4 protein-coding genes and 2 pseudogenes are annotated in these 12,098 nt (G+C 67.1%); 1 reads left to right on the forward strand and 5 read right to left on the reverse strand.

Features of this window, described 5'->3' with window-relative positions:
• The first annotated feature begins 116 nt into the window (after positions 1–116).
• The gene (locus OHA42_RS26745; protein WP_406230577.1) at positions 117–1,091 is read left to right on the forward strand and encodes a creatininase family protein; all 975 of its coding nucleotides are present in this window, start codon (positions 117–119) and stop codon (positions 1,089–1,091) included.
• Here OHA42_RS26745 and OHA42_RS26750 read toward each other — a convergent pair.
• The 5 genes and pseudogenes from OHA42_RS26750 to OHA42_RS26770 form a co-directional block, all read right to left on the reverse strand.
• A complete protein-coding gene (locus OHA42_RS26750) occupies positions 1,057–1,200 on the reverse strand; it encodes a hypothetical protein (RefSeq protein WP_406239919.1) in 144 nt (47 codons plus the stop codon). The two genes, OHA42_RS26745 and OHA42_RS26750, sit on opposite strands and share 35 nt — an antisense overlap.
• 255 nt (positions 1,201–1,455) lie before the next feature.
• Positions 1,456–1,707, reverse strand: a complete 252-nt coding sequence (locus tag OHA42_RS26755) for a hypothetical protein (protein ID WP_406230578.1) — start codon at positions 1,705–1,707, stop codon at positions 1,456–1,458.
• Positions 1,708–1,982: 275 nt separating this feature from the next.
• Positions 1,983–4,877, reverse strand: a pseudogene (locus tag OHA42_RS26760) (SDR family NAD(P)-dependent oxidoreductase); the annotation flags it as partial.
• A gap of 273 nt (positions 4,878–5,150) precedes the next feature.
• Positions 5,151–11,429, reverse strand: a pseudogene (locus tag OHA42_RS26765) (beta-ketoacyl synthase N-terminal-like domain-containing protein); the annotation flags it as partial.
• Positions 11,430–11,497: 68 nt separating this feature from the next.
• Positions 11,498–11,854 carry an acyl carrier protein gene (locus OHA42_RS26770; RefSeq protein ID WP_406239626.1) on the reverse strand — a complete coding sequence of 119 codons (357 nt, stop codon included), beginning with the start codon at positions 11,852–11,854 and terminating at the stop codon, positions 11,498–11,500.
• Between the last annotated feature and the right edge of the window lie 244 nt (positions 11,855–12,098).

Raw genomic sequence — 12,098 nt, forward strand, 5'->3', positions numbered from 1 at the left:
CAGCGGGCTCCAGCCAACAGCAAGACAACTTGAGGTGGGCACTCCAATTCCTGAAGGGTGTTGACTTACGCACTGGGAGGCGCCTCCCAGCTGTATGGAGCGATGTCGGCAGCCTCGTGGCGTCCGAGTTCGATCAGTCTGGTTTGCAGCGCCAGAAAATTCGTGTCCGAGCGGGTAGTGCTCAATGCTCGCTCACCGAAGTACTGCTCTCGCTGGCAAGCGAGGGCGCTCGGCGGATCGTGATCGTGAACTCGGCGATCGACAACATCAGCTTCCTCAGTGAAGCGGCCCGGGAAGTCATCGCCGCGGTCCCCGATGCCCGGATCATGGTCGTGAACTGGTGGGACGTTGTCGGAGAAGACTTCCGCAATACCCTGGCCCGCGACACCGGCGTCGCCCGCAGCGACGACCACCACGCCGGGATGGTCGAATCCAGCCTGGTCATGCACATCGCACCCGAAACCACGCGCCCCGAGCTGGTGACTGGGCCCCGATGGCAGGTCCACCTGGACCTGCGCAAAGGGCTCCAGTCAGAGGCCCTGTGGGGGTTCAATTCGGGTTCGGCTGAGAAAATCCAAAGAAGCGGGCGCGTCGACCCGGCGGATCATGGACAGTCATATCGCGGATGTCTTTCCAGCTCTCCAGATATCGGTCGAGGCCCTCCCTTGAGATGCGGCCCCACTCGCCACACCGATCATAAGGTGGCCGTATGCAGAACGTTCGCCCGGTCGACTCCTCGGTCCAGACCGCCCGGTCGACTCCCACACACCGATCGCATGGCAGCGCGAGCTCAATGGAACTCAAAGTCATCGTCCCGAAGGATCCACCTGGCCTCACGCCGACTGCTGCTCGCGCCCTGCTGCACCTCATCCAAGAAGTCGCGTCGAGGCCGCGATAACGCGGACGCCCGAGCACCGAGCGGCGACACACACAGCCCGACAATGCATTCCGCGCACCCACATTGCTATTGCTCGAAGGCATATGGCCGGCTGCCAACATACGAGACAACCCACTGTGGCGCAACACCTCTCGTCTGGGGCAGGCCAGGAGGACGGATCAGCAGCCGACGTGTTGCAGTTCGCGGAGGATGACGTCGACCGCAGCCGTAAGGTTTTCGAGGGGGTCGAGCAGGGTGAACCCCATCTGCTGGGAGGGGATGTGCATCTCTTCTGCGAATCCGAACTCGACGTTCGCGTGCACCTTTGTGCAAACGAGAAATGGGCCTCCGCTGCAGAGGACGTTTGGCGGTGACACGGGCCAGGGCCGCACCGTCGGTCATCTCGCAGACCATCGGGGTAACCGCGACGGCCTCGGCGACGGTGTCCACGACGCGGAAGGTGCGATGGTAGTAGGTGATAGCTCGGAGTTCGCGGTGCTTATCGCCGTTGACCAGCTCGTTGAGGATGGCTAGCGGGTTGGTCGAGGCGCCGATGCGGATCGGCTGGCGCTTCTCGATCACGCCGAACACTTTGGGGTCGAGCAGCCGCGCGAGGGTGACCGGCGACCCGGACTTCGGTTGTCCCACGTCTCGACCTTCTCGATGATTGGGAAGCACAGCGCCTTCCGCTGCTTATCGGTGAGCTGGTTGCGGCTCTCGGCGTGCCCGTACACCGAATGGTCCAGGGCTGCACGCAGGTTCGTCAGCACGTCACCGACCATCAACGGCCAGTCCTCGGGGATCGGCTCGCGGACGCGCACGGTGTACACGACGTCGACGAGCGCATCGGAGAACGGTTGTCGGAGGCGATCTGGTCGAAGGTGTGTGGGTCGCTCGCACGGCAGTCCTCGACGCATATTTCGGCCGGGCCGGCAGTTAGCAGAAAGGTCGGGAACCGTGGTGGTGTCCGACCTGTAGCGGATTGGTTCAGGGGATGGTGACGACCTCCTTCAGCTCGATCTGATCGGCGGTGGAGGCACTCATCGAGCACGCCCGCGTCTCCACTGCGGGGCAGCTGCTTGTGTCGGCCTCATAAGTCTTCAGTGGGCGCTTGCTCCAGAATTACGTGCGCGTTGGTACCGCTGAGCCCGAAAGACGACACGCCGGCACGACGAGGACGCCCCACGGCCGGCCACTCCCGCGCCTCGGTGAGCAGGCTGACCACACCGGCGTCCCAATCGACGTGCCGACTGGGCCGGTCCACATGCAATGTCGCGGGCAGCACACCACGCTGGAGGGCTTCCACCATCTTGATGACACCCGCCAGACCCGAAGCAGCCTGGGTATGGCCGATATTCGACTTCACCGAACCCAGCCACAACGGTCGATCGGCCGGACGATCCTGCCCGTAGGTGGCCAGCAGCGCCTGCGCCTCGATCGGATCGCCCAGCGTGGTGCCGGTGCCGTGCGCCTCCACCGCGTCGATCTCGTTCGATGCCAGGCCGGCATCCGCCAGGGCTGCACGGATGACCCCCTGCTGCGCCGGACCATTGGGCGCCGTGAGGCCATTGCTGGCCCCGTCCTGGTTGACCGCAGAGCCGGCCACCACCGCCAACACGGGATGACCTAACCGCACGGCGTCCGAAAGACGTTCCAGCACAACAACGCCCACGCCCTCGGAGAACCCGGTGCCGTCAGCCGCGTCCGCGAAGGCCTTGCATCGGCCATCCGGCGCAAGCCCGCGCTTGCGCGCGAACCCGACGAACACCCCCGGCGAAGCCATGATCGTCGCGCCGCAGGCCAACGCCATCGAGCATTCACCCGACCGCAGGGCCTGTACCGCCAGATGGAGCGCGACCAGCGAGGACGAGCACGCCGTATCCACGGTCAGCGCTGGCCCCTGCAAACCCAAGAAGTAGGCGATCCGACCGGATCCCACACTGAGCGTGGAGCTTTCGCTCAAGTACGCCTCGGCTTCGGGTGGCGCCTGATTCAGCAGCCGGGCCGCGTAGTCCGCGTACGTGATGCCCGCGTACACGCCGGTCGCGCTGCCCTGCAAGGACGCCGGGTCGATCCCGCTGCGTTCCAGCGCTTCCCACGACGCCTCGAGCAACAAACGCTGCTGCGGATCCATCGCCAGCGCCTCACGCGGGCTGATGCGGAAGAACTCGGCGTCGAACTCGGCCACGCCGTTGAGGAAGCCGCCGGTACGGGTGTAGGTCGTACCGGTGTGATCGGGGTCCGGATGATAGAGCTCGGCCAGGTTCCACCCGCGGTCTTCGGGGAATCCGCTCAGCACGTCCTGGCCCTGAGTAACGATGTCCCACAGCGCATCGGAGGAGTCCACCCCGCCGGGATACCGGCAGCTGCTGCCCACGATGACGATCGGATCATGGTCGCTCGGCCGGGCGACCGCGCCCGCCGGCGGCGTTGCCGAGGGCGACTGCGCGCTGTCGGCGGTCAAGTGCCGGGCCAGGGCCGCCGGCGTCGGATAGTCGAACACCGCCGTCACACGCATTCGGACGCCGGTTGCCCGCTGCAGCCGATTGCGGAACTCCACCGCGCTGAGCGAATCGAAGCCGAGCTCGGTGAACGAGCGGTCGACCTGCACCGGCTGCCGGTCGGTGGAACCGAGCACGGCACTTGCGTGTTCAACGATCGCCGCGAGCATCCGCTGCTCCCGTTCGGCGGCGGTGTCACCGGCGGACGCCACGCCGACCGGCACTCGCTCCGGACGAACAGCTCGGCGGTCGGGCACCAGCAGGCGCACCAGAGCCGGGATGTCATCCGATGCCGCGATGGCGGCCGTATCGATCCGCGCGGGCACCACCACCGCACGGGTGGTCGTCACCGCCGTGTCGAACAGTCGCAGTCCTTCCTGAGCGGACAGCGCGACAATGCCGCCCCGACTCAATCGAGCCTGGTCCCGGCCATCGAGGTGACCTGTCATCGCACTGGCCTGGGCCCACCGACCCCATGCCATCGACACCGCCGGCAGACCCCGGTGCCTTCGGTGCTGCGCCAACCCGTCCAGAAATACGTTGGCAGCCGCATAGTTCGCTTGACCGTGCGCGCCCACCACGCCCGCCACTGAGGAGAACAGAACGAACGCGGCCAGATCGGCGTCCAGGGTGAGCTCGTGCAAATGCCACGCCGCATCCACCTTCGGCCGCATCACCGCGTCCAGCCCCTGCAGGGTCGCCGCCTCGAAGACCGCGTCATCGAGGACTCCGGCGGCATGGATCACGGCCGTCAACCGGTGCTGCGCCGGGATTCCCGCCAGGACGGTTGCCAGGGCGTCCCGATCCGCGACGTCGCACGCCGCCAGGGTGACACTGGCGCCCAGCGCCTCCAGCTCCCTGGTGACGGCATCCGCGTCGGCGGCCGCCGGTCCTCGCCGGCTGATCAGCAGCAGATGCCGGACGCCGTATTCGGCGACCATATGTTTGGCCAGCAGGGCGCCGAGCATTCCGGTTCCGCCGGTGATCAACACCGTTCCCGCCGGGTCGATCGGCCGGGGCACGGTCAATACGAGTTTTCCGACGTGCCGCGCCTGTGCCATGAACCGGTAGGCGGCGGGAGCCTCACGCAGGTCCCATGCGCGAATCGGCAACGGGCGCAACGTGCCCGAGTCGAACAGCGCGACGACCTCACACAGCATCCGCTGTAGCCGATTTGGATCGGCCGCGGCCAGATCGAACGCACGATAGCGGGCTCCGCCGTATTCGGCCGCCACACGCTCGGGATCACGGGGATCGGCCTTGCCCATCTCGATGAATGTGCCGCCGGGCGCGATCAGCCGCAGTGAGGCGTCGAGCAAATCGCCCGTGAGCGAATTGAGCACGATATCCGCTCCGGCCGAACCGAACCGCGCACGGCACCGGCTCTCGAATTCGACGGTGCGCGACGAGCCGATATGAGCCTCGTCGAACCCCATGGCGCGCAACGCAGCCCACTTGCCGGGGCCGGCGGTGGCAAAGACCTCCAACCCCCAATGCCGTGCCAGTGCCACCGCCGCCATGCCGACACCGCCGGTCGCGGCGTGCACCAGAATGCGCATCCCCGCCCGGACCTGTCCGAGTTCGTGCAATGCGTAGTAGGCGGTGAGGAACGCCACCGGAATCGCGGCGGCCTGAGCGAAGGTCAGCCCGGCGGGAATCGGCGCCAACGCGCGGCGATCGGTCACCACCACTGGACCGGCACCGGCGAAAACCCCCAGCACCTGGTCGCCCGGAGCCAGGTCGACCACGTCCTCGCCCACCTCGAGCACCACACCCGCGCCTTCCCCGCCTACCACGGCCCCCGGATCGGGGTAGGTGCCGAGCGCGATGAGCACGTCGCGGAAGTTCATACCGGTGGCCCGCACGCCGATGCGTACCTCGCGCGGACCGAGCGGCAGATTCGCTGCGGGCCATGGCCGCAGGGCGAGGTTGTCCGTATCCAGTGTGCCGGTGCCCAGGGTGACCAGACCCCAGTGGTCGCCCTCGACGGGAACGGTGAGGGCGGATTGTCCGTCATCCCTGATCAGCCGGGGTACCAGTACCGCACCGTCACGCCATGCCAACTGCGGCTCGTCGGCCGATATCGCCGCCGCCACCACCGCATCGACCTGTGTCCAGTCCTCGACATCGGCCAGCACGATCCGCTCGGGGTTCTCCGTCTGAGCCGAACGGAGCAGACCCCACACCGGCGCATGGCACAGATCGCCGATGTCCTCGCCGCGCGTCGATACCGCTCGGCAGGTCACCACCAGCAGCGGGATATCCGGACCGGTCGACAGCCACCGCTGTACCCGTTCGAGCACCGTGGCGACCGCAGCCCGAGCCGAGGCCGCCAGATCGGTTGCGGCAGCGTCTGACTCGCCGATCGGACGCACCACCAAGACCGGCTGCCCCGCGGTCTCGACCCAGCCCGAATCGTCGATGTCCACCCACGGCCCGGACGCGGCGTCCTGCGACAGCAGCGGCACCCACTCCACCGCGAATTGCGTTCTGGGTGCCGGTGCGGTCGAGGTGAACCGCGACAGCGGCACATCACGCACAGCGAGTGACTCGATCGAAACCACCGGCGCGCCGGAGGGATCCGCCATCCGAACCCGCACCTGCCGGTCGCCGATGCGAGCCAGCTGCACCCGCAGCGCCGTCGCGCCGACCGCATGTATCCGCACCCCCGACCAGGAGAAGGGCAGCAGTACCAGACCGTCGGCCGGTTCGAAGCCTGCCAGCGCAATGACCTGCACCGCCGCGTCCCACAGCGCGGGGTGCAGACTGTATCGGCCGGCGTCCTGCGACTCCGGCAACGCCACCTCGGCGAACACCTCGTCCGCGCCGCGCCGCCAGGCCGCACGCACGCCCTGGAACGCCGGCCCGTACTCGTATCCCCGCTCGGCGAAGTCGGCATAGAGGTGCTCGATATCGGATGCGACCGCATGAACGGGCGGCCAGGCCGCCAACTCGGGCATCGACACCGCCGCCGTATCCGGTGACAACTCACCCGATGCATGGCATATCCACTGTTGCTCACCGGCCGCGATCCCGGCTTCGTCGTGCGAGTACACCGACACCGCGCGTGCCCCACCCGGCTCCGGGGCGCCGACCACGACACGTAATTGCACCCCGCCCGCAGGCGGCACGACCAACGGCGCGTGCAGTACGAGTTCTGCCACCACCGGGCAGCCCACTTCATCGCCCGCTCGCATGGTCAGCTCGACCAGAGCCGCACCGGGCACCAGCACCGAGCCCCCCACGGTGTGGTCACGAAGCCAACCGGCCGACGCCGTGGTCAACCTGCCGGTAACCACCACGCCACCGGAATCCGGTTGTGCCACTGCCACACCCAGTATGGGATGGCCGAGCGCGGTCAGCCCCGACCCGCTCCCGCCAACCCCGCTCGGCTCGGTCCAGTACGCACGCGGATCCCAGGAATACGTGGGCAGATCCGCGCGGCCGGCCGCGGGCAGCAGTCGTGCCCAATCCAGCCCGAGACCACCGACATGCAGCTGCGCCAGAGCACGATCACGACAACGCGGAGCGCTCTCGCCACGGCGCAGTGTGCCGACCGCGACGACGGCGCGATCGCAGTCCGCGGCAACGGTTTCGATGGCCGTGGTCAAGGTCGGATGCGGACTCGACTCGACGAAGAACCGGTAGCCGTCGGCAATCATCCGCTCGATCGTGTCGGCGAAACGGACCGGCTCTCGCAGATTGCGATACCAGTAGTCCGCAGCGAGCGGTTCGGCCGGCAGCGGTTCACCGGTGACCGTCGAGTACCACGTGATCGCGGCCGGACCGGTGACGATCCCGGCCAACTCGGCAGCCAGTCGCTCCCGCAGCGGATCCATGTCAGGGCCGTGTGATGCGTAATCCACGGCCAGCAGACGGCCGAAGACATTCTCCTGTTCCAGTTCGGCCAGCAGGGTCGTCAAGGCCTCGCGGTCACCGGTCAACACGGTGGACGCGGAACTGTTCACCGCAGCCACCGACACCCCGCTACCCAGCCTGGGCTGCAGCGCCGCGACGGGCAAACCGACCGCCGCCATCGCACCGCCACTGACGGTCGCGAGCGCGCAGCTGCGTTGGGCGACAACGGCTGCCGCCGCCTCCAGTCCGATGGCGCCACCGACATACGCCGCGGCGATCTCACCCTGGCTGTGGCCGATGACAGCGTCCGGCAGCACGCCGGCCGCCCGCCACATCGCAGCCAACGACACCATCACCGCGAACAGCATCGGCTGCACGACATCGTCGCCCTGCAGCGGAGGCGCGGCCGCATCACCACACAGCACACCCACGGCTGACCAGCCGGTTCTCGGGTGCAATGCCGCGTCACACCGGGTGAATTCGGCTCGGAACACCGGGGATTCCGACCACAGGTCCCGACCCATATGGATCCATTGCGATCCCTGCCCCGGGAATACGAACGCCACCTTGCCCGAGACCACCGTGTCCTCGGGACCCACCGAGTCCGGCGTCTGCTCACCGAGCGAGGCCATCCGAAGCCCCTCGAGCAATTCCGCACGATCGGCGGCTATCACTACTGTCCGGCGCTCGAAGTGCGTGCGGTGCAGGGCAAGTGACCGCGCCACCGCGGGCAGGTCGAGGTCCGGATCCGACTCCAGCAGGCCGATCAGGCGTGCGAGCTGACCCCGGAGCGAGGCATCGCTGCGGGCCGAGACCGGGAACAACGCCGCGGCGCCCGCGCTGTGCGGTTCGACGAAAGCCGATGGCGCTTCCTCGAGGACGACATGCGCATTGGTGCCGCTGATTCCGAACGAGCTCACGCCGGCTCGCCGAGGCCGAGCACCGCGCAGCCACCGCGCCGGCCGGTTCTGCAGCGCGACACCACTGCTCGTCCAATCGATCCGCCTCATCGGGCGGTCGGCATACAGCGATGCCGGCAATGTCTCATGTCGCAAAGCGAGCACCGTCTTGATCACACCGACGATCCCCGCCGCGGCCTGTGCATGCCCGAGATTGGACTTCACCGAACCCACGCCGACTGTGTGTCCAGGCTCGCGACCAGGTCCGAACACCCTTGCCAGCGCTCGCATTTCGATCGGATCGCCGAGCGCCGTTCCGGTGCCGTGCGCCTCGACATAGTCGATATCGGCCGGGTCCAGCCCCGCCGCCGCCAGCGCCGCGCGAATCACCCGTTCCTGCGCTGTGCCGTTGGGTGCGGTAAGGCCCTGGCTGCGGCCATCGGAGTTGACGGCCGAGCCCCGCAGCACCGCCAGCACCGGATCACCATCGCGCACAGCATCATCGAGACGCTTGAGCATGACGACGCCGCAACCTTCGGCCCACACCATGCCATCGGCGTCCGCGGAGAACGGTCTGCACACTCCGGACGGCGACATCACCCGCAGCCTGCTGAACTCCACATGTGTCTGTGGGCCCACCAGCACCGTGGCCCCGCCCGCGAGGGCCTGATCGCATTCACCCGCACGCAATGCCTGCGCCGCGAGATGCAGCGCCACCAGCGATGACGAACAGGCCGTGTCGACGGTCACCGCCGGACCGTGCAAACCCAGCTGATAGGCGATCCGACCGGCCGCTACACTGGTCGCCGAACCGGTGCCCACATAGCCATCGAGCTGGGCCAGCTCCGCACCGGCGAGGTAGGTGCTGCCGTACAACCCGAGATATACACCGGTAGACGTGCCACTCAAGGTGCGCGGATCACGTCCGGCACGTTCGATCGCCTCCCAGCTGGTCTGCAGCAGCAGCCGCTGCTGGGGGTCCATCGCCGCCGCTTCCCGCGGCGTGATGCCGAAGAAGGCGGCATCGAATTCGTCGATCTGGTCGAGAAATCCGCCGCGCAGCGTGTATGTCGTACCGGCCACGTCCGGGTCCGGGTGGTACAGCCCGTCGAGGTGCCAACGGCCCGCCGGCACCTCGCCGATGACATCGCGGCCATCGGCCAGCAGTTGCCACAGCGCTTCCGGATCGTCCGCACCGCCGGGCAATCGGCATGCCATTCCCACGATCGCCACGGCGTCGCCGCTGCTGACGCTCGGCCGCTCGCCGGCCTGCAACGGACTCCTGTCGCCGAGCTCGGCGCTGATCGCCGCGATCGTCGGATGCTCGAAGATCAGACTCGGATCGACGTCCCTGCCGATCATTTCAGCCAACCTGGCCGTCAGCCCGACCAAACCACTGGAGCCCATACCGAATTCGGCCAGCGGGCGGTCGACAGCTATCCGATCCGGGTGCAGGCCGGTCGCATCGGCCACCGTCGCCACCAGCCATGCCTGAATCTCCGACGCCGACGCCGACGCCGACGCCGACGCTGCCGCGGCAACGGACCGGCTCTCCACGGCCACCGCATCCGACGGCAGTCCGAGCGCATCCAGCTCCCCGTCGAGATACGCCGTACGACAGGCCTGGCGTTGAATCTTGCCACTACTCGTCTTGAAGATGGTCCGCGGTCGAATCAGCACGATGTCGTGAATGGCGATGGCGTGTTCGGCGCTGACGGCATGCCGGATGGCAGTCCGGATCTCGTCCAGCTCGTCCGACTCGGTCGCGGTCACTTCGGCCAGGAGTACCAGCCGTTCGCCGAAATCGCTCACCTCCACCGAGAACGCGGCGATACAGCCCCGCCGCACCGAGCCGTGCGCACCTTCGGCCGTCAACTCGATATCCTGCGGGTAATGGTTCTTGCCGTCGATGATCAGTAGATCCCGGCTCCGGCCCGCCACGAATAGTTCGCCCTGCGAGACGAATCCGAGATCGCCGGTCCGGAGGAAGCCACCCCGGCCGTCGCGGAGCACACCGCCGAACACCTCGGCTGTCTTGCGTTCGTCGTTCAGATACCCTGCTGCCACGCTGTCGCCTGCCACCCAGATTTCGCCGACCTCACCGTCACCGCGTTCCACGCGGCGCTCCGGGTCGACGATCGCGAAGGTGACACCGCTGGGCGGGATCCCGACCCCCACCACCTCACGAGAAACGGCCGGGTCGGCATCGGTGGGACGATTCAGCACCGTCGGCGCCCGATGGACCGGAGTACCCGTCACCAGCAATGTCGCCTCGGCCAAGCCGTAGACCGGCTGGAATGCCTCCGGGCGAAAACCCGACGGCGCGAACGCATCCGCGAATCGGCGCAGTGTGCCGGCGCGCACCGGCTCCGCTCCGTTGAACGCTACGCGCCACCGGCTCAGATCCAGCTGCCCGGACAGCTCCGCAGTGACCCGGCGTGCGCACAATTCGTAGCCGAAGTTGGGACCGCCACTGCTGTGCGCCCGAAAGTGCGATACCGCGAGGAGCCATCGCTCCGGCTTCTGCAGAAAATGCAACGGCGAGAAGAGAACCGAGCCGGTCCCGACATACACCGTCTGCAGTACCGGCCCGATCAGACCCATATCGTGATACATCGGCAGCCAGCTGACGAACATCGAACCGTCCGACGCCGCCACCCGCTCGGGGTTGTGGTCCATGGCTTCGGCGATCGCCCGCTGATTGTGCAGCAGATTGCGGTGCGTGACCACGACGCCCCTCGGTGCGCTCGTGGAGCCCGACGTGTACTGCAGAAAGGCGACCGTATCCGGGCCCACCCCCGGGTCGACCCAGCTCGACGCGGCATCGCCGGGTATCTCGTCGGTCGCGATCCACCGCAATGCCGCCAGCTCCGGCACCTGCTCGACCACCGCGACGAGGGCGTCGATGACCCATCGGGTCGTCAACACCACCTGAATGTCGGCGTCCGCGATGACCTGACGCAACCGGCGCAGTGCGCGATCGACTTCGTGCAGTTGCGGAAGCGGTGCGGGCACCGCCACCACGGCACCGGCAAGGCAGCCGAAGAACCCCGAAACGAACTCCAGCCCGGGCGGATACAGCAACAACGCTCGCCGCTGCGCGAACCCCTCGGCCTGCAACACCGCCCCGATCGCGGTCGCCCGATATCCCAGTTCACCGTAGGTCAGTTCATCGACAGCACCGCCGACATCACCTGTTTCCAGGAATCGATAGGCGATACCAGACCCTTGTTCCGCCTGCCGAAGCGCCAAAAGATCCAAAAATGAACCGAACATGTGCGAACCCATCCACATCACGCCGCGAGGAATACCTCGCGGAAGAATTGACCGGACCTGACCGGAGAAAGCCGAAGAACCAGCGGTTACCCGGACTCCCCTGTGCCTTCCAGAACATCGGAGCCATCGTTATCGACCGCGCTTCGCCGCACATCCTCATCGAGCAGGCGGAGCAACTCTTCCATGCTGTCGTCGAAATCCTGATCGTGCAGATCCATCTCTTCGTCCACCTCCGACGGAACTTCCTCCACCGGGCTGACCTCGCTCGAAAGGTAGTGCGCCATCGAATCGATGGTGGGATAGTCGAAGACCATTCCATTCCGAATTCGCATGCCCAGCCATTCGCCGAGATCGGCCGACATCCGCACTCCCTGCAGGGAGGTCAGCCCCAGCTCCGCGAACGGCACAGTGGTGTCGACCTCCGCTCGTGGTACCGCCAGCATCTCCGCGACCGTCTCGATGAACCACGAACGGATCTCCTGCTCTCCAGGAGAATCTGCCGGCCGTGAGCCGGAGCCGGCGCCCGAGACATGGCTGTTCAATTGGATTCCTCCTCTGCGACAGCTTCATGAATGTCATTTCCCAGAGCCTGACCAACCAACTCGCCGGAGTCACCGGAGCCGAGCCAGTAACGCTTCCTCTGGAAGGCATAGGTGGGCAATTCCACCGCGTGCCTCCTTTCCGCTC

It is taken from the genome of Nocardia sp. NBC_01009 (assembly GCF_045208035.1).
Classification (GTDB): Bacteria; Actinomycetota; Actinomycetes; order Mycobacteriales; family Mycobacteriaceae; genus Nocardia.

Bases quoted from the DNA above. Each gene is read 5' to 3' on its own strand.
- OHA42_RS26770 (WP_406239626.1), bottom strand. From the start codon at position 11,854: ATGCTGGCGGTACCACGAGCGGAGGTCGACACCACTGTGCCGTTCGCG.